The 25,039-nt window shown below is 72.9% G+C and carries 19 protein-coding genes and 1 pseudogene; 17 read left to right on the top strand and 3 right to left on the bottom strand.

Translation table 11 applies throughout. From position 1 onward, the window contains the following. Positions 1-3 precede the first annotated feature (3 nt). Positions 4-654 (bottom strand): TetR/AcrR family transcriptional regulator, encoded by a 651-nt coding sequence (locus V7E45_RS23090; RefSeq protein WP_333776104.1) that lies wholly within the window; start codon positions 652-654, stop codon positions 4-6. A 255-nt stretch (positions 655-909) separates the two neighbouring features. On the opposite strand from V7E45_RS23090, the gene V7E45_RS23085 reads away from it, so the two are divergent. The 7 genes from V7E45_RS23085 (at position 910) to V7E45_RS23055 (ending at position 12,709) form a co-directional block, all read left to right on the top strand. Next, the gene (locus V7E45_RS23085; RefSeq protein ID WP_333776103.1) at positions 910-1,497 is read left to right on the top strand and encodes a 2Fe-2S iron-sulfur cluster-binding protein; all 588 of its coding nucleotides are present in this window, start codon (positions 910-912) and stop codon (positions 1,495-1,497) included. Then, entirely contained in the window at positions 1,494-2,486 is a 993-nt protein-coding gene (locus V7E45_RS23080) for an FAD binding domain-containing protein (RefSeq protein ID WP_333776102.1), read from the top strand. The genes V7E45_RS23085 and V7E45_RS23080 overlap by 4 nt, the downstream gene beginning before the upstream one ends. Beyond that, positions 2,483-4,612, top strand: coding sequence for a xanthine dehydrogenase family protein molybdopterin-binding subunit (locus tag V7E45_RS23075; RefSeq protein WP_333776101.1), 2,130 nt, complete (start codon positions 2,483-2,485; stop codon positions 4,610-4,612). The genes V7E45_RS23080 and V7E45_RS23075 overlap by 4 nt, the downstream gene beginning before the upstream one ends. Then, a complete protein-coding gene (locus V7E45_RS23070) occupies positions 4,605-5,747 on the top strand; it encodes an XdhC family protein (RefSeq protein WP_333776100.1) in 1,143 nt (380 codons plus the stop codon). The genes V7E45_RS23075 and V7E45_RS23070 overlap by 8 nt, the downstream gene beginning before the upstream one ends. Before the next feature lie 559 nt (positions 5,748-6,306). Next, on the top strand, positions 6,307-10,599 hold the full coding sequence (locus tag V7E45_RS23065) for a discoidin domain-containing protein (protein WP_333776099.1): 4,293 nt from the start codon (positions 6,307-6,309) through the stop codon (positions 10,597-10,599). Between the two features lie 236 nt (positions 10,600-10,835). Continuing rightward, on the top strand, positions 10,836-11,894 hold the full coding sequence (locus V7E45_RS23060) for an ATP-grasp domain-containing protein (RefSeq protein WP_333776098.1): 1,059 nt from the start codon (positions 10,836-10,838) through the stop codon (positions 11,892-11,894). Beyond that, complete coding sequence (locus V7E45_RS23055) at positions 11,891-12,709, top strand: ATP-grasp domain-containing protein (RefSeq protein ID WP_333776097.1); 819 nt, start codon at positions 11,891-11,893, stop codon at positions 12,707-12,709. Before V7E45_RS23060 ends, V7E45_RS23055 begins: the two co-directional genes overlap by 4 nt. Positions 12,710-12,875: 166 nt before the next feature. On the opposite strand, the gene V7E45_RS23050 is transcribed toward V7E45_RS23055, so the two are convergent. Continuing rightward, positions 12,876-13,961 carry a PP2C family protein-serine/threonine phosphatase gene (locus V7E45_RS23050; protein WP_443056146.1) on the bottom strand — a complete coding sequence of 362 codons (1,086 nt, stop codon included), beginning with the start codon at positions 13,959-13,961 and terminating at the stop codon, positions 12,876-12,878. Positions 13,962-14,282: 321 nt separating this feature from the next. On the opposite strand from V7E45_RS23050, the gene V7E45_RS23045 reads away from it, so the two are divergent. The 6 genes from V7E45_RS23045 to V7E45_RS23020 all read left to right on the top strand — a co-directional run bounded on the left by V7E45_RS23045 (position 14,283) and on the right by V7E45_RS23020 (position 20,216). Then, on the top strand, positions 14,283-15,521 hold the full coding sequence (locus V7E45_RS23045) for an FAD-dependent oxidoreductase (RefSeq protein WP_333776095.1): 1,239 nt from the start codon (positions 14,283-14,285) through the stop codon (positions 15,519-15,521). Between the two features lie 82 nt (positions 15,522-15,603). Continuing rightward, positions 15,604-17,250, top strand: coding sequence for an APC family permease (locus tag V7E45_RS23040; RefSeq protein WP_333776094.1), 1,647 nt, complete (start codon positions 15,604-15,606; stop codon positions 17,248-17,250). Positions 17,251-17,674: 424 nt separating this feature from the next. After that, on the top strand, positions 17,675-18,544 hold the full coding sequence (locus tag V7E45_RS23035; RefSeq protein WP_333776093.1) for a serine hydrolase: 870 nt from the start codon (positions 17,675-17,677) through the stop codon (positions 18,542-18,544). 423 nt (positions 18,545-18,967) lie between these two features. Beyond that, positions 18,968-19,168 (top strand): type A2 lantipeptide, encoded by a 201-nt coding sequence (locus V7E45_RS23030; protein WP_333776092.1) that lies wholly within the window; start codon positions 18,968-18,970, stop codon positions 19,166-19,168. A gap of 138 nt (positions 19,169-19,306) precedes the next feature. Then, positions 19,307-19,990, top strand: a complete 684-nt coding sequence (locus V7E45_RS23025) for an HAD family hydrolase (protein ID WP_333776091.1) — start codon at positions 19,307-19,309, stop codon at positions 19,988-19,990. A 4-nt stretch (positions 19,991-19,994) separates the two neighbouring features. Further along, a complete protein-coding gene (locus V7E45_RS23020; protein WP_333776090.1) occupies positions 19,995-20,216 on the top strand; it encodes a hypothetical protein in 222 nt (73 codons plus the stop codon). A gap of 29 nt (positions 20,217-20,245) precedes the next feature. Here the strand turns inward: V7E45_RS23020 and V7E45_RS23015 are convergent, their stop codons facing one another. Further along, complete coding sequence (locus tag V7E45_RS23015; protein ID WP_333776089.1) at positions 20,246-21,676, bottom strand: hypothetical protein; 1,431 nt, start codon at positions 21,674-21,676, stop codon at positions 20,246-20,248. A gap of 284 nt (positions 21,677-21,960) precedes the next feature. Here V7E45_RS23015 and V7E45_RS23010 point away from each other — a divergent pair, with 284 nt between their 5' ends. From V7E45_RS23010 to V7E45_RS22995, 4 genes and pseudogenes are all read left to right on the top strand, one after another. Next, the gene (locus tag V7E45_RS23010) at positions 21,961-22,449 is read left to right on the top strand and encodes a cupin domain-containing protein (RefSeq protein ID WP_333776088.1); all 489 of its coding nucleotides are present in this window, start codon (positions 21,961-21,963) and stop codon (positions 22,447-22,449) included. A gap of 49 nt (positions 22,450-22,498) precedes the next feature. Next, the gene (locus tag V7E45_RS23005) at positions 22,499-23,218 is read left to right on the top strand and encodes a FadR/GntR family transcriptional regulator (protein ID WP_333776087.1); all 720 of its coding nucleotides are present in this window, start codon (positions 22,499-22,501) and stop codon (positions 23,216-23,218) included. Further along, positions 23,215-24,633: a hypothetical protein gene (locus V7E45_RS23000; RefSeq protein ID WP_333776086.1), complete on the top strand. Its 1,419-nt coding sequence runs from the start codon at positions 23,215-23,217 to the stop codon at positions 24,631-24,633. The genes V7E45_RS23005 and V7E45_RS23000 overlap by 4 nt, the downstream gene beginning before the upstream one ends. Next, positions 24,630-25,039, top strand: a pseudogene (locus V7E45_RS22995) (oxidoreductase); the annotation flags it as partial. The gene V7E45_RS23000 and the pseudogene V7E45_RS22995, both read left to right, overlap by 4 nt.

Below are 25,039 nucleotides of genomic sequence, written 5' to 3'. Positions count from 1 at the left end.
GCTTTACCACGAAACCCATTTCGCGCCGCTGCTGTCCATGCAGGGGGCCCGGGGGGGGCTCCCCCGGGTGGGCCCGGGGCGCCCCGGCGCCCCCGCCCGCAGGCCGTCCATGACCAGGTCGAGGAGGCGGGTGGCGCGGGGGCGCCAGTCGTCGTGGGGATCGAGTTGCCACAGGCCCGCGATGGCGATGAGGAAGTCGTCGGCCGTGACACCGGGGCGGATGGTGCCGGCCTCCTCGTTGGCGCGGAGCAGGAGTCCGGCCGCGGAGACGACCGGTGTGGGGGACGGCTTCTCCGGCCCTCCTGGGGCGCCGGTGACCAGTCGTATCGCGTCAGCGAGACCGGCCTTGGCCATGGCGAACTCGGCGAGCCGGTCCATCCAGGCGCGCAGGGCCAGGTCGGGCGGCCGGGTACCGAGCAGGTGGGTCGCGGTGTCGGCGACCTGCTGCATCTCGTGCCGGTAGATCTCCAGTACGAGCGCCTCACGGTTGGGGAAGTTGCGGTAGAACGTGCCCTGCCCGACGCCCGCCTTCTTGGCGATCGCGCTCAGCGGGGCGCCGGCGCAGCGGGTCAGCTCGACGAGTGCCACGTCCAGGATGCGCTCACGGTTGCGCTGGGCGTCCGAGCGCAGGGGTGCGCCCTTCTTCTGCTGCACTCGTCCTCCTCGCGGGTCCGTGGCCGAACCCTGTCCTTGCTAAGCGGACAGCTGTCCGGTAGGTTCCCGGGTAACGGACAGCTGTCCGGATACGTCCACGATAGCCGTGGACACGGCCCCGCGGCAGCCGTCGGCTGCCCCCTTCGGCCCTCGCACTGCGCACATTCGTTTCGCTCCCGCACCGTCCACGGAAACCGGCACCCCGGACCGCCGGACAACCCCCCATCTGTCCCGGAAACGCGAAAGAAGCTGCTCATGGCCCGATCGACGTCCAGTGTCGTCACCTTGAAGATCAACGGAGAGAAGTTCACACTGCCCGTCGACCACCGCACCACCCTGCTCGACGCACTGCGCGAGCGCCTCGATCTGACCGGCACCAAGAAGGGCTGCGACCAGGGGCAGTGCGGTGCCTGCACCGTGCTGCTGGACGGGCGCAGGTCCGTGGCCTGCCTGCAACTGGCCGTGGCGGCCGAGGGCCGGGAGATCACCACCATCGAGGGCGTGGCGGACGGCGACCAACTGCACCCGGTACAACAGGCGTTCCTCGATCTGGACGGCTTCCAGTGCGGCTACTGCACCCCCGGCCAGATCTGTTCGGCCATCGGAGTGATCGGGGAACACGCGGCGGGCTGGCCCAGCGCCGCCACCGGTGACGTCCGGCCCGAAGCCGGACCACCGCCCCTGACCGCGGAGGAGATCCGCGAGCGGATGAGCGGCAACCTGTGCCGCTGCGGCGCCTACGTCTCCATCGTCGAGGCGGTGGCCCGGGCGGCGGCCGCGACGGCACAGACCGGTGCGGCGGACCGGACCGGCCCCGCGCAGAGCGAGGAGGCGGTGGCATGAGGGAGTTCGGCTACGAGCGGGCCCACGACGTGGCCGGCGCCGTCGCGCTGCTCGGCGCGGACCCGGACACCCGCTTCCTCGGCGGCGGCACCAACCTCGTCGACCTCATGAAGACCGGCGTCGAACGCCCCGCACGACTCGTCGACATCCGCGAACTCCCGCTGGACGAGATCGAGTCGACGCCGGCGGGCGGTCTGCGCATCGGCGCCACGGTCACCAACGGCGACCTGGCCGCCCACCCCGAGGTCCGGCGCCGCTACCCGGCCCTGGCCCAGGCGGTGCTCGCCGGCGCGTCCGGGCAGCTGCGCAACATGGCCACGGTCGGCGGCAACCTGCTGCAGCGCACCCGCTGCGGCTACTTCACCGACGTCACCAAACCCTGCAACAAGCGTCTCCCCGGCAGCGGTTGCCCGGCCGTCGAGGGCGAACACCACAACCACGCGATCCTCGGCACGAGCGATCACTGCGTGGCCGTACACCCCTCGGACATGGGCGTCGCCCTCGCCGCCTTCGACGCCGTCGTCCACTACGAGACGGCCGACGGACCGGGCGCAACCCCCCTCGGCGACTTCTACCTGCCTGTCGGCGACACCCCGCACGTCGAGACGGCCCTGCCGCCGGGCGCGCTGATCACCGGTGTCAGCCTGCCGCCCGCCCCCGTCGCCACTCACTCCCGCTACCGCAAGGTGCGCGAGCGCGCCTCGTACGCCTTCGCCATCGGCTCCGTCGCCGCCGCGCTCGACGTCCACGACGGCACCGTCCGGGACGTACGCCTGGCCCTCGGCGCCGTCGCATCCCACCCGTGGCGCGCCCTGGCCGCCGAACGCGTCCTGACCGGAGCGCCGGCCGACGCCGCCACCTTCGCCGCCGCGGCGGACGCCGAACTCGCGGCGGCGCGGCCGCTGCCGCTCAACGGATACAAGGTGACCCTCATGCGCAACCTCGTGGTGGCCGTGCTCACCGAACTCGCCGAGGAGGCCACCCGATGACCACCACCACCTCGACGGCCGCCCCGACGCGCTCCGTCGGCACCGGGCACACCCGGGTGGAGGGCCGGGACAAGGTCACCGGCGCGGCCCGCTACGCGGGGGAGATCCCCTTCGCCGACCTCGCGCACGGCTGGCTGGTGCTGTCCACGGTCGCCCGCGGGCGCATCACCGCCGTCGACACCGAACCCGTCCTCGCCATGCCGGGCGTCCTCGCCGTCCTCGACCACCGCAACGCCCCCCGCGTCGACACCGACTACATCGGCCTGCTGGGCACGCGCCCGGACCCGACCTGCGCCGCCTTCCAGCACGACCGGGTGCCGCACCTGGGCTGGCCGGTGGCGCTGGTCGTCGCCGAGACGTCGGAACAGGCCAGGGAGGCCGCCGAATCCCTCGTGGTGCACTACGAACAGGAGCCCCACGAAGTCGACTTCACCGGTGACCACCCCGACGCCTACCCGCTGGACAGCCACGGCCCCGCGGTCACCGGCAAGGGCGACCTCGAAGCCGAACTGGCCGCCTCCGCCGTGGTCGTCGACGCCGAGTACACCACCCCCGAAGAGCACCACAACATGATGGAGCCGCACGCGGCGACCGCCCGCTGGGAGGACGGCCGGCTCGAACTGGTCGACTCCAACCAGGGTGCCACGTGGGTCGTCGGCGAACTCGCGAAGCTCTTCTCGCTCGACCCCGCCTCCGTGCGCGTACGCTCCGAGCACGTCGGCGGCGGATTCGGCAGCAAGGGTGTCCGCGTCCACCAGGTGACCGCCGTGATGGCCGCGACCGTGCTGCAACGCCCGGTCCGGGTGGTGCTGACCCGCCGCCAGATGTTCTCGCTGGCCGGCTACCGCAGCCCCACCACCCAGCGCCTGAGGCTCGGCGCCGACGCCGACGGACGGCTGCGCGCCCTGGAGCACCGCTCGCTGAGCGTCACCTCCACCGTGCACGAGTTCATCGAGTCGAGCGCCGGGGCCTCCCGGGTGATGTACGACGCCGACGCCCACCACACGGCCAACCGGGTCGTACGGCTCGACGTGCCGACCCCGACGTGGATGCGGGCGCCGGGCGAGGCGCCGGGGTCGTTCGCGCTGGAGTCGGCGTTCGACGAACTCGCCGAGAAGTGCGGTCTCGACCCCGTCGAGCTGCGCCTGCGCAACGAGCCCGAGCGGGGCCCGGTCTCCGGTCTGCCGTTCGCCGGCCGCAACCTGCCCGCCTGCTTCCGGGAGGGCGCCCGCCGGTTCGGCTGGGCGGAGCGGGACCCGCGCCCCAGGCAGCGCCGGGACGGCCGCTGGCTGCTGGGCACGGGCACCGCCGCCGCCGCCTTCCCCGCGGGCGCCGCGCCGTCCACGGCCGCCGTGACCGCCCACCCGGACGGCACCTACAGCGTCAGGATCTCCGCGGCCGACATCGGCACCGGAGCCCGTACGGCCCTCACCCTGGTCGCGGCGGACGCCCTGCACACGACCCCGGACCGGGTCCAAGTACGCATCGGTGACAGCGACTTCGGCCCCGCGATGATCGCGGGCGGTTCCATGGGCACCCGCTCCTGGTCCTGGGCGGTCACGGCCGCGGCCGACGAACTACGCGACAGGCTGGGGCTCGGCGCCGAGATCCCCGCGGAGGGCATCACGGTGCGGTCGGACACCACCGCGGCCATCGGCGCCCTGGCCGCCGCCGAACGCCACTCCTATGGAGCGCAGTTCGCCGAGGTGGCCGTGGACGTCGCCACCGGCGAGGTGCGCGTGCGGCGGATGCTCGGCATCTTCGCCGCGGGCCGGATCGTCAACCCGCTGACCGCCCGCGGCCAGTTCGTCGGCGGCATGATCTGGGGAATCTCCATGGCCCTGCACGAGGAGGCCGTCCGGGACCGCGCCTCGGGCGGTCACGTGGGCGCCGACCTCGCCGGCTACCACGTGGCCACGAACGCCGACGTCCCCGCCGTGGAGGCCGACTGGATCGACGACCACGACCCGAGCGACCCGGTCGGGATCAAGGGCATCGGGGAGATCGGCATCGTCGGCGCCGCCGCCGCCGTCGCCAATGCGGTCTGGCACGCGACCGGCGTGCGCCACCGGGCCCTGCCCATCCGGCCGGACCGCGTCATCGAGGCGGGAAACCCTGGTGCTTGACGTCGCCGGGGAACTCCTGCGCTGGACCGAGGAGGGCCGGGACTTCGCGGTGGCCACCGTGCTCGCGGTGGGCGGCAGCGCGCCGCGCGGCCCCGGCGCCGCCCTCGCGGTCGACAGCGCGGGCACCGTCGTCGGCTCGGTCTCCGGCGGATGCGTCGAGGGCGCGGTCTACGAGCTGTGCCAGGAGGCGCTCCGGACCGGCGAGAGCCTCACCGAACGGTTCGGATACAGCGACGACGACGCCTTCGCCGTGGGGCTGACCTGCGGCGGGACGATCGAGGTGCTGATCACGCCGGTACGCGGCCACACCCCCGCCCGAACCGTCCTGACGTCGGCGCTGTCGGCCGCCGCCCGGGGCGAGCGGGCCGCCCTGGTCCGGGTCGCCCGCGGCCCGGCCGGACTCCTCGGCCGCGCCCTGCTGATCCGCGAGGACGGCACGCACGAGGGCGGCTTGGGCGGACACAAGGAGCTGGACCGGACGGCGGCCGCCGAGGCACGGGCCCTGCTGGAGGCGGGACGCACCGGCACGGTGGAGATGTCGGCGGACGGGTCGCACTGCCCGGGCGGCCTCACCCTGCTGGTCGAGTCCCGGGTGCCGCCCCCGCGGATGATCGTCTTCGGCGCGGTGGACTTCGCGTCGGCGCTCACCCGCGCGGGCAAGTTCCTCGGCTACCACGTGACCGTCTGCGACGCCCGCCCCGTCTTCGCCACCCGGGCCCGCTTCCCGGACGCGGACGAGGTCGTCGTCGACTGGCCGCACCGCTACCTACGGCGCACCGGCACCGACACCCGCACCGTCCTGTGCGTGCTCACCCACGACGCGAAGTTCGACGTGCCCCTGCTCAGGACGGCCCTCGGCATGCCGGTGTCCTTCGTCGGCGCCATGGGCTCCCGCCGCACCCACGAGGAACGCAACCGGCGGCTGCGCGAGGAAGGCGTGACCGAGCGGCAACTCGCCCGGCTGCGCTCCCCGATCGGCCTCGACCTCGGCGCCCGCACGCCGGAGGAGACCGCCCTGTCGATCGCGGCCGAGATCGTCGCCGCCCGGCGAGGCGGTACCGGCGTCCCCCTGACCGGTTCGACGAACCCGATCCACCGCGACCGCCCGCCCGACGACGGGGCGACGGCGGCCTGAACGGCCGAGGAGCAGCCCGGCCGGAACGAGCCGGAGCCGGTCCGGCCGTCCGGCCTGAACGGGCGGGGAGCCGCGCGCCCGGCGTGAGCGGGGAACGGTCCACTCACGCCGGGCGGGAACCGGGCCCGCGTTCAGGAGCCTGCCCGCCGCCCACTCCACGGCGCACCCTCACCGATGACGTGACCTCGGCCTGGCTCGCCATGTGTGTGACGCGATAGGGCGACAATAGATGCCACGAAAAGCGCAAGGATTTGCGTTACTTGCAATGGCTTGCGTCGCCGGTGAGGCAAGGCCTCGCCCTGATGTCGCCCCGGCTTCGGGCCTTGGGAGGCGATCACGCCCGGCTCTCCCTCCACACTACGCTGAGATCCGCGAGCCACCCGTGAAATTTGTGTCTGCCGCACGGTAGACGGGTCAATGTCACTCTGCAATATTGCGATGAAACACTGCAAGAACACGCGCATGCTCTCCTCGTGGAGATCGTGCGTCCGCTCTGCTCAGGAACGAGCCGCACCCGCCGCCCCTACCGGCGCGCGCACCTCCGCAGGAGTGACATCGCATGAGTCGACACAAGCCACGAACCTGGAGGCGGCGCGCGGCAACCGCCGCGCTCGCCTCCGCCGTCATGGTTCTGGGAATGCCCGCCGCCAGCGCCCACGCGGCCGGCGGTCCCGACGTCGCGACCGACACCGCGACCAAGGCCGACACCGCGACCAAGGCCGGCAGCGCCCTTCGCGCCCACGCGGCCGCCAACGTCACCGACGGCGACGCCGGCACCTATTGGCAGGCCGGCCAGAAGTCGGCCCAGTGGGTGCAGACCGACCTCGGGAGGGCCAAGCGGGTCCGCCAGGTCGTGCTGCGCCTGCCCCAGCACTGGCAGACCCGCAAGCAGACCCTCGCCCTGCAGGGCAGTCCCGACGGGAAGACCTTCGCCACCCTCAAGTCCTCCGCGCAGTACGTCTTCAGCCCCGGCAACGGCAACACGGTGAAGATCTCCTTCCCCGCGACCCTCGCCCGGTACGTGCGGGCGGACTTCAGCCGCAACTCGGTCGCCTCCACCGCACAGCTCGGCGAGATGCAGGTCCTCACGACCGCCGCCTCGACCCCCGACCTCGCCCAGGGCAAGCCGTTCACGGAGAGTGGGCACGCGGACGTCTACGGCGCGGCGAACGCCGGGGACGGCAACCGCGACACCTACTGGGAGAGCAAGAACAACGCCTTCCCGCAGTGGCTCCAGGTCGATCTCGGATCGTCGGTCAAGGTGAACCAGGTGACGCTGAGGCTGCCCGGTGGCTGGCCGAGCCGCAGCCAGACGCTCAAGATCCAGGGCTCCACCGACAACCAGAACTTCACCGACCTGACGGCCTCGAAGGCGTACACCTTCGACAGCGGCGACGACCAGTCGTCCACGATCGGCTTCGACACCACCACGACGCGGTACGTGCGTGCCCTGTTCACCGCCAACACCGGCTGGCCCGCGGGCCAGGCGTCCGAGCTGGAGGTCTACGGCCCCGCGACCGGCGACACCCAGGCGCCCACCGCGCCGTCGAACCTGAGCTACACCGAGCCGGCCACCGGGCAGATCAGGCTGACCTGGAGCGCGGCCACCGACGACACCGCCGTGACCGGCTACGACGTCTACGCAGACGGCCAGTTGCGGGCGAGTGTCGCGGGGAACGTCCTGACCTACACCGACACCCAGCCGACCGGCAGCGACATCACGTACTACGTACGGGCGAAGGACGCCGCCGGCAACGTCTCCGCCAACAGCAACAGCGTCACCCGCAAGGGATCCGGCGGCGACACCCAGGCACCCACGGCGCCCGGCAACCTGGCCTGCACGCAGTCCGGCGGCGACGTGAAACTCACCTGGCAGGCATCGAGCGACAACGTCAAGGTCACCGGCTACGACGTCTACGCCGACAACAAGCTCCTCAAGTCCGTCGCGGGTGACGTCACGACGTACACCGACACCCCGTCGGCGTCCGCCACCGTCACCTACTACGTCAAGGCGACGGACGCCGCCGGGAACGTGTCGCCGGCCAGCAACAGCGTCACCCGGACCGGCTCGACCGGCGCCGGCTCCAACCTCGCCGAGGGCAAGCCCATCGAGGCGTCGTCGTACGTCTACACGTACGTCGCCGCCAACGCCAACGACGGCCGGACCAGCACCTACTGGGAGAGTGCGGGCAGTGCCTACCCGGCCACCCTCACCACCAGGCTCGGTGCCAACGCCGACCTCAGCCAGGTCGTCGTCAAGCTCAGTCCGGACGCCGCCTGGTCCACGCGCACGCAGAACATCCAGGTGCTCGGCCGCGACCAGGACGCGACGACCTTCACCAGCCTCGCCGCGGCGAAGGACTACACCTTCGACCCGGCCGGCGGCAACGCCGTGACCATCCCCGTGTCCGGGTCCGCCGCCGACGTCCAGCTCAGGTTCACCGCCAACTCCGGGGCCCCGGGCGGGCAGGTCGCCGAGTTCCAGGTGATCGGCACCCCGGCCGCCAACCCGGACCTCAAGGTCACCGCGATCACCAACTCACCGGCGAACCCGGTCGAGTCGGACGCCATCACCCTCTCGGCGACCGTCACCAACAGCGGCAGCAAGGCGGCCAAGGCCACCGACCTGAACTTCACGCTCGGCGACACCAAGGCCGCGACGGCGGACGTCCCCGCCCTCGCGGCCGGTGAGTCGAAGACGGTCACCGCGAGCATCGGCACCCGCGACGCGGGCAGCTACCCGGTCGGCGCCGAAGTCGACCCGTCGAACAAGGTCATCGAGCAGAACGAGGCCGACAACGTCCTCATCCGCTCCGACGCCCTCGTCGTCAAGCCCGTCTCCAGCTCCGACCTGATCGCCGCCCCGGTCTCCTGGACCCCGTCCAGCGCCTCGGCCGGCGACGACGTCAAGTTCACCGTGGCGATCAGGAACCAGGGTTCGGTGGCCTCGGCCGCCGGAGCCCACGACGTCACGCTGACGATCCAGGACGCCAAGGGCGCCACCGTCAAGACGCTCACCGGCTCCTACAACGGCGCCATCGCGGCGGGCCGGACCACCGCACCCGTCAGCCTCGGCTCGTGGACGGCCGTCAACGGCAAGTACACCGTGAAGACCGTCATCGCGGACGACGCCAACGAACTGCCGGTCAAGCGGGACAACAACACCACCACCCAGCCCCTGTTCATCGGCCGCGGCGCCGACATGCCCTACGACGTGTACGAGGCCGAGGACGGCACACTCGGCGGCGGCGCCGAGGTGGTCGGCCCGAACCGCACCATCGGCGACATCGCCGGCGAGGCCGGCGGCCGCAAGGCGGTGACCCTCGACGGCACCGGCCAGTACGTCGAGTGGACCACCCGCGCCGCGACCAACACCCTGGTCACCCGCTTCTCGATCCCCGACGGCACCAACACCACCCTCGACGTCTACGTCGACGGCCAGTTCCTCAAGGCCGTCGACCTCACCTCGAAGTACGCCTGGCTGTACGGCAACGAGACCTCGCCCGGCAACTCGCCCGGCTCCGGTGCCCCACGCCACATCTACGACGAGGCCGCCCTGCTGCTCGGCAAGACCGTCCCGGCGGGCTCCAGGATCAGGCTGCAGAAGGACGCCGCCAACACCTCCACCTACGCCATCGACTTCATCAACACCGAGCAGGCCACGGCCGATCCGAATCCGGACCCCGCCTCCTACACCGTCCCGGCCGGCTTCTCGCACCAGGACGTGCAGAACGCGCTCGACAAGGTCCGCATGGACACCACGGGCAAACTCGTCGGCGTCTACCTGCCCGCCGGCGACTACGAGACCTCCAGCAAGTTCCAGGTCTACGGCAAGGCGGTCAAGGTGGTGGGCGCCGGGCCGTGGTTCACCCGCTTCCACGCCCCCGCCTCCCAGGAGAACACCGACGTGGGCTTCCGGGCCGACGCCGGCGCCAACGGCTCGACTTTCAGCGGGTTCTCCTACTTCGGCAACTACACGTCCCGGATCGACGGCCCGGGCAAGGTGTTCGACTTCTCCAACGTCTCCGGCATCACCATCGACGACATCTGGGTCGAGCACATGGTGTGCCTCTACTGGGGCGCCAACACCGACAGCATGACCATCAAGAACTCGCGCATCCGTGACATGTTCGCCGACGGCATCAACATGACGAACGGCTCCACGGACAACCACGTGGTCAACAACGACGCCCGCGCGACCGGCGACGACAGCTTCGCCCTGTTCTCCGCGATCGACGCCGGCGGCGCCGACGAGAAGAACAACCTCTACGAGAACCTGACGTCGACGCTCACCTGGCGGGCGGCAGGGATCGCCGTCTACGGCGGCTTCAACAACACCTTCCGCAACATCCGCGTCGCCGACACCCTGGTCTACTCCGGCATCACGATCTCCTCGCTCGACTTCGGCTACCCGATGAACGGCTTCGGGACCGTGCCCACGACGATCGAGAACGTCTCCCTGGAAAGGACCGGCGGCCACTTCTGGGGCTCGCAGGTCTTCCCGGCGATCTGGGTGTTCTCCGCCTCGAAGGTCTTCCAGGGGATACGGGTCAACGACGTCGACATCGACGACTCCACCTACGGAGGCGTCATGTTCCAGACCAACTACGTCGGGGGGCAGCCACAGTTCCCGGTGAAGGACACGATCTTCACGGACATCTCCATCACCGACTCCAAGAAGAGCGGGGACGCCTTCGACGCCAAGTCGGGCTTCGGCATCTGGGCCAACGAGCTGCCGGAGCCCGGCCAGGGCCCGGCCGTCGGTGAGGCCACCTTCCGCAACCTGCGGATGAGCGGCAACGCCCAGGACATCCGCAACACCACCAGCACCTTCAAGATCAACGTCGAGTAGACGAGGGAGCGGTACCGAACGGCACGGGGCCGCCCTGAGCGAGGGCGGCCCCGCGTTCCTGCCTCACTGCCTCACTGGCACATGGCCTCGGCCACGGCGACGGTGACGGGGCGGAGCCCTTCGCTCCGTCTGCCGTCGCCCCGCACGTCCTGGGACGGGCGTGACATCCTGTGTCGTCACAGTGTCATGGAGAGCCGGACGGCGAGGGCGGGCGTCCGGGGGGTCGGGGTAGATCGATGAAACTCTGCTTTCTGGTGGAGGAGCAGTACCGCCACGACGGCATGCCGGTCGAGGTGATCCGCCGGCTGACGTCCTGGGGGCACCAGGTGGACGTCCTGCGGCCGGGCGGCTCGCTGCTGCGCATGACGGAGGCGCTGCAGTGCGCCGCCCATGACGCCTGGGTGCTCAAGACGGTCTCCGGCGGCCCGGGGCTCACCCTGCTGGAGGCCGCCGCCGTCGCCGGGACCACGACGATCAACGACGCCCGTTCGATCCGGGGCGTACGGGACAAGGCCCTGGCCGCCGCGATCGGCCGCAGTCACGGGCTCCCGCTGCCCCCCACCTACGCGGCGGCCCGGCCCGAACTGCTGGCGGAGATACCGGAGTCCAAGTACCCGATCGTGGTCAAGCCGGCCGACGGCAGCTCGGGGCGGTCCGTGCACCTGGTGACGTCACCGGACCGGCTCACCGCGATGCTTCCCGAACTGGCGGGTGAGGGCATGCTCATTGCCCAGCCGTACGTACCCAACTCCGGCGTCGACATCAAGGTGTACGGCGTCGGCGGGGAGCTGTACGCGACCGAACGCCGCTCCCCGCTCCACCCCGACCGCGCGGCGCCCGAGCGCCCCGTGCCGCTGACGGACGAGGTGGCCGCCATCGCCGCCCGGACCGGGGCGGTCTACGGTCTCGATCTGTACGGTGTGGACGTGGTGCTGGGGCCGGACGGGCCCGTGGTCGTCGACGTGAACGACTTCCCGAGCTTCCGTCAGGTCCCCGACGCGACCGCGCGCGTGGCGCGCGCCGTGCTGGCACTGGCGGCCCGCGGCGGCCGGGCCGCCGAACCGGCCGAGCCCGCCCTGCCGCGCATGCCGGACCAGCGGGAGGCGCCAGGTGCCACCGCGGCGCCGTCCCAGCCTGCCGCCTCACCGTCGGCGGTTTCCGGCGCACCGACCGTGCCGACGTCACCGACCGTGCCGACGTCACCGACCGTGCCGGCGGCACCGGCAGCACCAGCCGCGTCACCGCTGCGTTCCGGCTCCGCACAGGTCCTGCTGGCCGCGGGCAAGACCCTATGAGGATCGGCCTGATCACCTCCGACCCCGGCCATCCGCTGCTGGCCGCCACCGCCGCGCTGCTCGCCGACGAGCACAGGGTCGGGACGCTGGACCCGGAGACGGCGCAGCCGCCCCCACCGGCCGAGCCCTGCGCCGACGTCTATCTGCTGAAGGCGCGCACACCGCGGGCGATCTCCCTCGCCCGCGCACTGGAACGGCGCGGGGCCCGGGTGCTGAACTCGCCCGCCGCGACCGCGCTGTGCCAGGACCGCACGGCGATGGCGGAGCACGCCCTGCGGGCAGGGCTGCCGTTCGCGGCCACCCGCAGCCACCCCACGCTCGCCCGGTTCGCCGAAGGGCCTGGTCTTTCCGGCCCGGTGGTGGTCAAGAGCCGGCACAGCCGCAAGCACGACCTGGTGGCCCGCGTCGACAGCGACGGACGGCTGCGCGAACTGGCCGACGCGCACCCTGAAGAACCCGTAGTGGTGCAGGAGTTCGCTCCCAACAGCGGCTGGGACCACAAACTGTGGGCGATCGGGGACCGGATCTTCTCGGCGCTGCGCCGCTCCGAACTCTCGCCCGAGGGCCGCGGCCCCACCCGGCCGCTCGACCCCGACAGCCTGCCGCCCGGCTGGACCGCCCTGGTCCACCGGGTCGGCGAGGTGTTCGCCCTGGACGTCTACGGCGTGGACGTCATCGACAGGGGCGCGGACGGCCCGCTGATCGTGGACATCAACGCCTTCCCCGGCGTCCGCGACCAGCCCGGCGCCCCGCAGGCCCTTGCCGCCCTCGCCCTGTCGAACGCGGCCGCGTCGCCGCGCGTACCGCCCGCGTAGCCGAACCCTGACGTACGCAGAACGCTCACCCGCGCCCCGCTCGGGCTCGCGCCGTTCGCCATGCCCGGGCAAGCGCTGGCCGCTCCGTCCGGGCTCGCGCCGTCCACCACCCCCATTGCTCACGCCGGCAGCCCCGCCCACGGTGACTCCAGCCACCGCGCGAGGCTCAGACCCGGCGCTCGTCGCCCTGGTCGAGCAGACAGGCCGCCAGCGCCGCGGTGTCGTCCCGCAGGCAGTCGTGGCTGTGGGCCAGCAGGTCCTGGTGGAGCCGTTCCATCAGTTCGTGGGGCGGCAGTGGGCCCCAGGAACGCAGCCTGGGCATGAGGGGGTAGAAGGCGCCGTCGGGGTCCCGGGTCTCCGTGACACCGTCCGTGTACAGCAGGAGCTGGTCGCCGGGGCGGAAGGCGTACTCGTCGAGCGGGTACGGGTCGCCGACGAGCACGCCGAGGTTCAGCGGCGGGGCCGACCGGCCGCGGTCCAGCTCCCGCACCTCGCCGGGCCGGATCAGGACCGGCGGCGGGTGGCCGCAGTTGACGACGCGGACGACGTGGCCGGCCGCGGGGATCTCGGCGAAGACGGCGGTGACGAACCGTTCGGTCATCTCGTTCCCGCCGAGGAGGTGCGCCCTGCGGCTCATGCTCGTCTCCACGTGGGCCGCGAGCGCGGGCAGGTCGGGTTCGTCGTGCGCGGCCTCGCGGAACGCGCCGAGCAGCGCGGCGGCGGTCTCGACGGCGAGCAGTCCCTTGCCCCGGACGTCACCGATGAGCAGCCGCACCCCGTACGCGGTGGGGACGGCCTCGTAGAGGTCGCCGCCGATGCGCGCCTCGGCGGCGGCGGAGAGGTAGAGGCTCTCCAGGAGCAGGTTGCCGACGCGGTGCGGTACCGGTCTGAGCAGGACGCGTTGCGCGATCTCGGCCACGAAGCGCACATCCGCCAGGGTGCGCTCGCGGCGGACCCGGTGGGCGGCCAGCATCGTGCCGAGGGCGCCGACCAGGGCGGTGCAGACGTAGGCGGCGACGTAGTGGCGGTCCCATAGGTAGCCGACGGGCCGGCCCGCACAGCACGGGGTGCCGGCCAGCACCCCTTCGAGGAGGACGGCGAACACGGTGGTGCCGGCGACCGCGCGGGGGCCGTGCGCGAAGGCGGTCACCAGCGGCAGGGCGACCAGCACGAAGCTCACCGGCCAGTCCACGGGCGTGACCGGTTCGAGCAGCAGCACGACCGCGACGTACAGGACCGGGAGCCAGCGCAGCCAGGCCGGGGGAGCGGGCAGCCCGGTCCGTACCGCCAGCCCGGCCCCCGGGGCTCTGGCGGCACGCTCGTGCCTCACCGGTCGCTCCGGTGCGCCGGGCCCCACGCCTGGCGGTCGGACTTGCGCGGCCTTGGCACACCGGACTCCTGTCGGACGACCCCGAGATGAGGTCAACCCTGCTCGGTGGGGCCGGGGCGCACCCGGCATTGCTCCACTCAACGGCATGTTCCGGCTGCCTCGGCAGCCCGCCGGGGTGTACTATTCATCAAGTGATGAATTAACGGCTACGGCGCACCACTCCATCGAAGGGCGGGACCCGTCATGGACCAGACCACCTGCTGTGTCGTGGGAGGCGGCCCCGCGGGCATGGTGCTCGCCCTGCTGCTGGCCCGCTCCGGAGTCCGTGTGACGGTGCTGGAGAAGCACGGCGACTTCCTGCGCGACTTCCGCGGCGACACCGTCCACCCCTCCACCCTCGCGCTGCTGGACGACCTGGGCCTGGCCGAACGCTTCGCCCGGCTGCCCCAGCGCCGCGTGAACACCGTCCAGCTCCCGATCGGCGACGGCCGCTCGGCGGTCACGGTCGCGGACCTCAGCGTGCTGCCCGGCCCCTACAACTACGTGGCGATGGTGCCCCAGTGGGACCTGCTGGACCTGCTCGTGGCCGAGGCCCGGCACGAACCGACCTTCGACCTGCGGATGAACACCGAGGCGACCTCCTTCCTGATCGAATCCGGACGGGTCCGCGGGGTGCGCTACCGCACCGCCGACGGACGCACCGGCGAGCTGCGCGCGCTGCTCACCGTCGCCTGCGACGGCCGCGGATCACTCGCCCGCTCCCTACCGGAACTGGGCCTGCGCGAGTTCCCCTGCCCCATGGACGCCTGGTGGTTCCGCCTCCCACGGCACCCCGGGGACCCGCGCGGACTCGTCGGCGGGGCCGGCGACCGCTTCCTGACCGCGATGATCGACCGCGGCGACTACTGGCAGTGCGCAGGGCTCATCCCCAAGGGCACCGACGCCCGGCGCCGCGCCGCCGGCCTCGACCGCTTCCTGGCCGACTTCACCGCCGCCGCCCCCTGGCTCGCCGACCGGGCACCCGGCCTGCGCTCGTGGGACGAGGTGAAACTCCTCGACGTACGCCTGGACCGGCTGCGCCGCTGGCACCGCCCGGGCCTGCTGTGCATCGGCGACGCCGCCCACGCGATGTCCCCGGTCTTCGGCATCGGCATCAACCTCGCCGTCCAGGACGCCGTCGCCGCCGCCCGCCACCTGGCCGGCCCGCTGAGCCGCGGCACCGTCCGCCCGCGGGACGTGCGGGCCGTGCAACGCCGCCGCCGTCCTACGACCGTCGCCACCCAGGCGCTCCAACGCACCGCCCACGCCCGCGTCATCGCGCCCCTCCTGCGGGGCCGCCCGCCCCTCGGCGGCGCGGCACGGGCCCAGCGCGCCGCCCGGCTGCTCGCCGGCAGGCGCTGGATCCGCCGCGTCCCCGCCTACTTCATCGGGTACGGCGCGCTCCGCGAACGCCCGCCCGCGGCCGCCGTGCGCCGGCCGTGAAACAGCGGCCTGCCGGACCCGCCGAACCGGCCCGGACGTGGCACGATGGTGGTGAGCATCGCCCCGCGCAGGGGGTGGCGACATGGCCGTGTCCCAATCCTCGCCCACCTCGGGAACCCACCGCCCGGGACTGAGACGCGAGATCGGCTTCATCGGGCTGATCTGGGCCTCGGAAGGCTCGATCATCGGCTCCGGCTGGCTGTTCGGCGCCCAGGGCGCCCTCGCGGCCGCCGGACCGGCGGCGATCATCTCCTGGGGCATCGGCGGCCTCGCGATCCTGATCCTCGCGCTGGTGCACGCCGAACTGGGCGGCATGTACCCGGTGTCCGGCGGCACCGCCCGCTTCCCGCACTACGCCTTCGGCGGCGCCGCCGGGGCGTCCTTCGGCTGGTTCTCCTGGCTCCAGGCGGCCACCGTGGCGCCCATCGAAGTGCTCGCGATGATCACCTACGCCCAGCACTACTCATGGGCGAGCGGCTGGGAGAAGATCCAGGGCGGCGAGCACGTGCTGACCCCGCCCGGCATCGCCGTCGCGGTCGGCCTCATGGCGGTCATCACGGCCGTCAACTTCCTCAGCATCCGGCTGCTGGCCCGTACCAACAGCGCGGCGACCTGGTGGAAGGTCGGCGTCCCGCTAGTGACGATCTTCGTCTTCGCCATCGCCCAGTTCCACACCGCCAACTTCACCGCCGCCGACGGCTTCAACCCCTACGGCGCCAAGGGCATCCTGTCCGCCGTCTCCACCAGCGGCATCATCTTCGCCCTGCTCGGCTTCGAGCAGGCCGATCAGCTCGCCGGCGAGAGCGCCAACCCCAAGCGCGACATCCCGCGCGCGGTGATCGGCTCGATCATCCTCGGCATCGTGATCTACATCCTGCTCCAGGTGACGTTCCTCGCCGCGCTGCCCGCGTCCCAGATCGGCAGTCACTGGGCCACCTCCGCGTTCACCGCGCTGAGCGGACCCTTCGCCCAGGTCGCCACCCTGATCAGCGTCGGCTGGCTGGCCGCCGTGCTCTACCTCGACGCCGTGATCTCCCCGGCCGGTACCGGCCTCATCTACATCACCGGCTCCTCCCGCGTGTCCTACGGCCTCAGCCGCAACGGCTACGTCCCCTCCGTGTTCGAGACCACCAACCGGCGTGGCGTCCCCTGGGCCGGGCTCCTCACCGCCTTCGTGATCGGCTGCGTCTGCTTCCTGCCCTTCCCCAGCTGGCGCTCGCTCGTCGGTCTGATCACCAGCGCCAGCGTGCTCATGTACGCCGGAGCCCCGCTCTCCTTCGGGGTGTTCCGCAACCGGCTGCCAGGCGCCCACCGCCCCTACCGTCTCCCCGGCGGGAGCTGGATGTCGCCGCTGGCCTTCGTCGTCGCCAATCTGCTGATCCTGTGGTCGGGGTGGACCACCGACTGGAAGCTCGGCGTCGCCATCCTCATCGGCTACGTCATCCTGATCGGCAACCGGGTGTTCAAACTGAACCCGATCACTCCCCAGCTGGACCTGCGCGCCGCCCAGTGGCTGCCGGTCTACCTTGTCGGCATGGGGCTCATCGTCTACCTCAGCGACTTCGGGCCCCTCAAGCACCCGTGGTTCCCGCTGTGGTGGGACATCGGGGTCACCGCCGCCTTCAGTCTCGTCATCTACTACTGGGCGCTGGCGGTCGCGCTGCCCACCGAGAAGATCCAGACGCTGATCGACCAGGTCGTCGTACCGGAGGAGGAGGACGTCGTCTGACCGCCCCTGCCCGGTACGGCTGTGGCAGCCAGGGGGGGGCCGGCTCCCCCCGCTGTGCTGGTGCTGTCCCCCTCGCGAAGCGGCCGCCTGCCGGAGTGATCGCGGGGCGGGCGGTGCCCAGCGTGATGACGCATGGGCATCCACTTACCGAGCACCGCAACGCGCCGCCGTACCGGCCGCTCCGCCGCGGCCCGAACCACCGTCCTCGCCGCCCTGGTCTCCGCACCGGTGGCGGCCGCCCGGCCACCGGCCCCGGCGCCCCACGCGTGCGCCGACCACACCGAGTTGAACCGGTCCGTGCGCCACCTGGTCACGCACGACCGGATCGCGGGCGCCTCCGTCCTGGTCACCGAGCCCGGCACCACCGCCGTGCGCACGCTGGACCGCGACCTACGGCACGGCCGATCCGCGCACCGGCCGCCCGATGAACACCACCGACCGGCTGCGCGTGGGCAGCGTCACCAAGACCTTCACCGCGACCGTCGTGCTCCAGCTCGCCGCCGAACGGCGGTTGTCCCTCGACGCACCGGTGGCACGCTACCTGCCCGGTCTGGTCCGCGGCCACGGCCACGACGGCCGCCGGATCACCGTGCGACAGATCCTGCGGCACACCAGCGGGCTGCCCGACTACCTCGACGCACCCGAGTGGGAGCACCCCGACCGGCTGCGGCACCGCCACTTCGAACCCCGCGAACTCGTCGCCGCCGCACTGCGGTTGCCGCACCCGCGGAAGACCTGGCACTACGCGACGACCAACTACGTCATCGCCGGTCTCCTCGTCCACGCGGTCACCGGACACACCCCCGAGGCGGAGATCTCCCGGCGCCTCGTCCGGCCGCTCGGGCTCCACGACACCTACTGGCCGGGCGACGACCCCCGGCTCCGCGGACCGCACTCCCACAGCTACTTCCGTGACGGGGAAGGCCGCCGAGTGGACGGCACGGCCTGGGACATGAGCTTCGCCGGAGTCGGCGGCGCCCTGGTGTCGACCCAGGCCGACCTGACCCGGTTCGCGGCCGCGCTGTCCGGCGGCCGGCTGCTGTCCGCCGCCCAACTCACCGAGATGCGACGGACCGTGGCCGCCGACCCGGACCGGCTCTGGCCCGGCGCCCGGGGCGCGCTGACCATGCACCGCGCCTGGCCCAGCTCCCGCCTGGTGACCCTGCGCGGCGCCGACCGGCACGCCGTCTACGGCGTCTTCGGCAGCTCCTGCGTGGACACGGCCGTCAACGAGTACCTCGCGGACGGCCACCTGCCGCGCCGGGACCTCACCTGCTCCCGGCCCGCCGCATGACGGCCGGGGCCACCCGGGGAGAAGACCGGGGGAGGCCGAGGTCGCGGGTTGGCCGGAAAACATCCGCCGAACCCGCACAGCCCCGGCCACCGGCCCGCACACGGGCCGGAAAGCGCCAGGAACGGGCGCCGCGTCCGGTGCCATGCCGGGGGACTTCCGGTTCACCGCACCGGCGGCGAAGAGGATGAGCACCGCGTGGTGGCAGAGCGTGTGAAGGGGTGTGGAAAATTCGGTCACCGCCCCGTCACTCCCGTGAAGCCTGGCCTCCCGTGACGCCCTGGCCGGGCCCGACACGGCTGGTCCGCCGTTTGCGCCCGTGATTTCATCCTGCGGGTGGCGCGACCCGCCAAAGGCGTTTCCCGTTCGGGGAACGGGGTGGGTTCCGCCCTGTCGCATTGATTGTCTCGAAGGGAATCCGGAAACATGACGAACCGTGCCGCCCGCATGGAGACCACCGAGATCTCGGACGCCGAACTGGACGACGTCGCCGGCGGTCTCGCCGCCGGGGGCGCCGGCTGCCTCTACCTGGACACCCCGCTCGGGACCGTCAGCGGCGACCTTCTGGCCGTCGCCTCCCCGGAGGGCGTCACCACGGGCGCGAGCCTGCACGCCACCACTCTCTGACGACCACGCGAAACCGCTCGCGGGGGCCCGGCCGGCAGGTTCGGGCCCCCGCGGCGGGCACGTGTCCGGACGGTCCCGCGTGGTTCTTTCACCCGGGCGGTCCGACTCGAAAGGGTTCACCGAGGGCAGGCACTGCACATGCCTGTGATCTTCTTCGACATCGGGGCGACCCTGGCGGACGTCCATACGGGACCCGACGGCTCGCCGGTGCTCCGGCCCCTGCCGCGCGTCATGGCCGTGCTCGACGCCCTTCAGGGGGTGCCCCAGGGCATCATCTCCAACCCCGGCCCGAGCGAGGACGACGTCCGGCGCGTGGCGGCCGCGCTGCACCGGGCGTTCCCCGGCCGCTTCACCGACGATGCGCTGGTGCACTGGGGCGTGAAGGACAGCCGCGGCATCTTCGACCGGGCGGTCGCGAGCACCGGCGCGGCGGCGGCCGACGACTGCGTCTTCGTCGGTGAGGACGCCCAGGAGCGCGCCTTCGCACGTGAGGCGGGAATGCGGACGGCGGCCCACCCGGTGTTCGCCTTCGCCGCGACGGAGAACCGGGCCGTGCTCAGGGCGCGCGTCGAACTGGCGGCCGGCCGGGACCTGTCCGAGCTGGCCCTGGCCATGAACGAGACGGAGGCCGTCGTCGTGCAGACCGTCTCCGAGCGGCTCGCCCTCGCCATGGTGACCACCGCGGGAGCCCAGGCGCTGGAGCGGGCCGGATTCACCGTGGAACCGCGCGGCCCGGTCGACGCCACGGACACCTTCCCCGCGCCGGACGGCCGGCCGGCGGCGGAGGAGCCGCTCGCGGACGCCCCGCGGCACGGCCGGTGACACCATGCCCGGTACGACTGCGAACGGCGATGAGGAGCCGACGGGCGGCGGCGCCGGGGAACAGGGCGACGACGCCGAGCGCCGGGCGGCCGAAAGGTTCGTCAGCGATCTGCTGGCGCGCGGCGAGGCGGTGTTCGAGGGGGAGGAGCCGACGGCCAGGACCACGCACGTCGTCAGGCGCGAGGACGACGGACGGCTGACCGTCCGTCGTCTGCGCTTTCACTGATCCGGCCGCCCGCCGGTCCGGCCGAACCCTCAGTCGAAGCCCCGCCGGACCAGGGCGAGACCCTCACCGGTCGTGCTCGGCGCGATCTCGTGCGTCTTGATCCGCGAGGGGCTGTCGTCGACGAACGCCGCGGCGGTGCGGTGCTCCGCGGGCACGTGGACGCGGCCGCGGCGGAACAGGTCCTCCAGGTACGACGTGGCCACCCGCTCGGGATCGGAGGGGCGCAGGGAGCCGCCGGCCGGGTCGGAGCCCGCGACGCCGAACCGTCGTTCCCCTGCGGGAGCGGAGAGGGTGACGGGCTGGGTGACGCCGTACGGCGCACCGTGGACCGTGACGTCCGCGAGCCCGTCGTCGTCGGCACCGCCCGGCATCGACTCGTCGATCCCGGCGGCCCGGCGCGTCACCTCGGGTTCGGTGAGGGACGCGGCGGCCTCCAGGGAGAGGATGCCGTGCCGGATGAACGCCGAGCGCAGGGCCTGACCGTACAGGCCGCCGTTGCGGCGCTGGTCCGCCGCGATCATGTGACCGGCGAGCTGCGCGTAGTACGCGGCCACCACGGGCGCGGCCACCGCGGCGTCCACCAGCAGCTGACCGGCGATCTCGGCCGCTCTGGCCAGGCCCGCCTGGTCCTGGAGGTCCTGCTGCCGGAAGATCCCGGCGACGACCTTCAGGAACGCGCCGCTGAACACCCGGGAGAAGGAGTGCGGCTCGCTGGACAGCATGTTCGCGGGTCCGCTCGGCGGCAGTTGCACCGGGTCGCGGTAGAAGAAGCTGTTCGCCAGGTTGCGCAGGCAGTCCGGGTCGACCGCGCTCGGGTGGCCCTTGCGGATCGCGGCGCCCAGTTGCTCGGCCATCCTCGACACGCGCGAGGACAGCTCCAGGTCGCCCTGCGTCTCGGCCAGCACCGCGGCCCGCAGGGATTCCAGCCGGAGCGAGGTCAGCAGCGCGCTGATGTCGCCGAACGCCTCGTGCAGGGCGGCCGTCTCCGCGCTCGCCGTGTTGAACAGCTGGGGGCGCAGCGCGTCGAGGATTGCGTGCCCCGTCTCGTGTGCGACGACCTCGGTGCTCTCGCACGCGGCGACGGTGACACCCGCCACCGTGTGGCGGAAGAACCACAGACCCTTGCGGTCGTAGAAGGCGTTGAGGTCGTCCCCCGCGTCGAGGTGCGCGGTGAGGGCTCTGCCGACCGACGCGTGCCACCGCGTTCCGGCCGGGACCAGCGGGCCCCAGGTCTGGCCGGCCCTGCTGAGCCCGTCGGCCGCCACCCAGTAGCGGAAGGCCTCGGTGCCGGGCCCGGCACCGTCGGGCTGCGGCGCGGCGTCCGCTATGGCCATCGGGAAGGGCTGAGTGTCGAGGTGCGGGACCGGATGCGGTACGGGCATGTGGACCAGAGGGGGAAATCCCGGGTCGTCCTCGTACACCAGAACCGTGGGCATCGTGGCGTGCTGCTGCACCGTCATGGCGCCTCCGTGGGGATGGGGAGATGGGGAGATGATGGTGAGATGGCATCCCCCCCGGCAGGGCAGCTCCGGCCAGGAGGCCCTCATTGTCAGTACGGGACCACTCCGGCCCGGTATCAAGGCGGGCGCGGCCGGACGGGTGACGGGGGCGTCACGCCGACCGCCCGGTACGCACGCGAGCCCCCTGCCCGGACCCGAGCCCGTACGTTCTCGGCACCCGAACCCGTACGGTCGGCCTTCGGACCTGCCAGGGCCCGGGTGGCCGTCCTTGTCACAATGCCTCCATGACCGCAGACCAGTCCCGCGTGCCCGACCGCCCGTTCCTGCGACTGCCCGGTGACGGTGAGCTGATCGACGTCGCCGGGGTCGCCCACTTCTTCCGGCTCACCGGCGAGCACACCGGCGGGCGGTTCGCCTTCGAGGAGTTCAGCCTCGCCCCCGGCACCATCGGTGCCAGGCCGCACGTGCACGAGGGGCACGACGAGTACTTCTACGTCCTCGAAGGCGAGTTGACGCTCCACACCGGGGACGGCGAGACAACCGCCGGTCCAGGGGCCCTGCTCGCCGCGGCCCGGGGCACCTCGCACGGGTTCCGCAACGCCGGGGCCGCCCCGGCACGCGCCCTGTGCCTCTACACCCCCGCCGGCTACGAGGACTACTTCCGCGACGTGCACGCCGCCGTGAGCGCCGGAGCCGAGGCCACCGACGAGTTGCTGGCCGAGTTCCGGGGCCGGTACCAAACCCGCTCGCACCAGGTTCCGTTGGCCGAATAGACGCTTCTCCACGCGCCGGCCATTGACTCCGCGAGCCCGTGTTGGTTGAGTGGCTCATCCACTGAGCCACTGGGAGGACGGCGTGGAGGCACTGCCCCGCGAGACCATCGTCGACGTGCTGGAGGGCCGGCTGCGCGAGGACATCCTCGCCGGCCGTCACCCGGCGGGCAGTTACCTGCCCCCCGAGCGCACCCTCGCGGACGGGTACGGCGTCACCCGCACCACGCTCAAGCACGCGTTCGGCCGACTGACGCAGGCCGGACTCCTGGAGACCCGGCACGGCGTCGGCACCCGCGTCCGCGACTACCTGCGCCTCGGCGGGGCCGACCTGCTGCCCATGCTCGTGCGGCACAGCCCCGACTGGATCGGCGAGGTCTTCGAAGTGCGGCGCCACATCGGCACGTTGATCGCCGGACGGGCCGCCACCCGGGCGACCGAGCGGCAGCGGGCCGGGCTGCGCGCGCTGCTGACGGCCGTGGGGGACGCCGTCGACGCCGACGCCGTCCAGCTCGCGGACGTCGAGGTCCACCGCGCCCTGGCGCGCGCCACCGGCAACCGCGTCTACGTCCTGCTGACCAACACCCTGTTCAACGCCTACCTCCCCGTCCGCGCCGTGCTCAGGGCCCCGTTCACGGACGCCCAGGTGGCACGCGAGCGGCTGGAGCCGGTGGTCGACGCGGTGGCCGCCGGCGACGAGGCGGCCGCCCGGCACGCGGCCGAGCGGTATCTGACGGTCACCGAGCGGATCATGCTGGAGAGCCTCGCATGAGCGGCGGCACCGGCACCGCCGCACCCCGCGGCACCGTCTTCGACGAGACGATGCTCGGCACCCTGCTGCTGGACGGCGAGGACCGAGTCCGCCGGGTCCGGCTGGACCTGACGGTCTCGGCGGACCGCGTCCTGCGGCCCCTCGGCACGACCGAGGCCCGCGCCACCGGCCGGACACGCGTCGCCGGATGGGCGGACGACCCGCACACCGAGGGCGAGTTGGAGATCTCGCCCGTCGCGCGCCGCCGCATCCGCTACCGCCTCTCCTTCACCGCGGACGGCCGCCGGCTCACCCTCGACGGCTGGAAGTCCGTCACCCCGCGCCGGCCGCTGGCCTCGATGACCGTGCTGCCGTACACCCTGTACGAGGACGGCGCCCGGATCGGCACCGGTACCCTCCGCTTCCCCCTCCGTACGCAACTCCTGCCTTTCCTGGCCAGTTTCCGTTTTCCCCGGCCGTCCGGCACCGGAGCGTTCCTCGCTCCACGCTGGCGGGGCGAACCGGGCCGCACCGAGGTCTGGTACACGACCCTCACCGACCCGGGAACCGGCAGCGGAGTCTGGCTGCACCACGAACTGACCGCTCTCGCCGACGGATCAGCGCCCTACGCCCACGGCTGGGCGGCGGTGTTCCCGCAGGACGGCCCGGTGCGCCACGCCCGGTTCGGCCCCGCCGAGTGGACCCCCGGCGGGACCGGCTTCAGCGCCGACGGGGTCACGGTGCGCCCCGGACGCCTGACCGGAACGGCCGAGAGCGGCGCCCTGCGCTGGGACCTCACCGAACGCCCCACCCAGCCACCGCTGTTCACCTTCCCCCGGTGGGCCTGGCGCCGGCCCCTGCTGCCCGCGGCCCAGATGCTCCCCGCCGCACGCGCCGCCTACGACGGCACCCTCACCCACGACGGCACCACGCTCACCCTCACCTCGGCCCCCGGCGCCTCCGCCCGCATCTACGGCCACGGCAACGCGCACCGCTGGGCCTGGCTGCACGCCGACCTCGGCGGCGGGGACGTCCTGGAGATCGTCGCCGCCGTCTCCACCCGCCCCGGACTGCGCAGACTGCCCCCGTTGGTCTTCCTGCGGCTGCGCCGCGACGGCCGCACCTGGCCCCGCCGCGCCGAGCGCCCCGCCGTCGGCTGGGCCGGAGCGGGACGCTTCCGCGCCCGCATCGGCCTGCCCACCTGGACCGTCACCGGCCGGGCCGGCCCGCGCCGGATCCGCGTCGAGGTCACCCAGCCCGACGACCGCACCCTCGCCCTGGACTACACCGACCCCGACGGCCGGCACGCGACCTGCCGCAACAGCGAACGGGCCGACGCGCACGTGCTGCTGGAACGGTGGTGGCCGGGCGGCTGGCGGAAGGAGGCCGAGTGGACGCTGGACGGCACCGCGCACGCCGAGGTGGGCACACGATGAGCCTCACCGGCCTCGTCTCCGCCCTCCTCGCCGACGACGGCACCGCCGACTGGCCCCGCCGCGTCCCCGCCCGCCTCGAGACGGTCCTCGCCGCGATGCCGCTCGCCGCCCGGACCGGGCTGCGGGCGGCGGCCCGCGGCGTGGACGCCTACGCGACGGCACGCACCGGGCGCCCCCTCGGCGCGCTCACCGCGCCCGAGCGGGAGTCCGTCCTGGGCGAACTGGCCGCCAGGCCCGCCCTGCTCCCGCTCCTGGACGTGCTCAAGGTGCCCGTCCTCCTCGCGGCCGGGACCGAGCGGATGCTCCAGGACGCCCCCGCCCCACGCCGCCCCGCGCCCGGCCGCCCGGCCCACGACTGGGTGCATCGCCTCGGCGGCGACGGCGGCTGGGTGGCCGTAGATCCCTA

The sequence above is a fragment of the Streptomyces sp. IBSBF 3136 genome (assembly GCF_036815105.1).
Lineage (GTDB): Bacteria > Actinomycetota > Actinomycetes > Streptomycetales > Streptomycetaceae > Streptomyces.
This window is presented reverse-complemented; position numbering and strand designations above follow the sequence as displayed.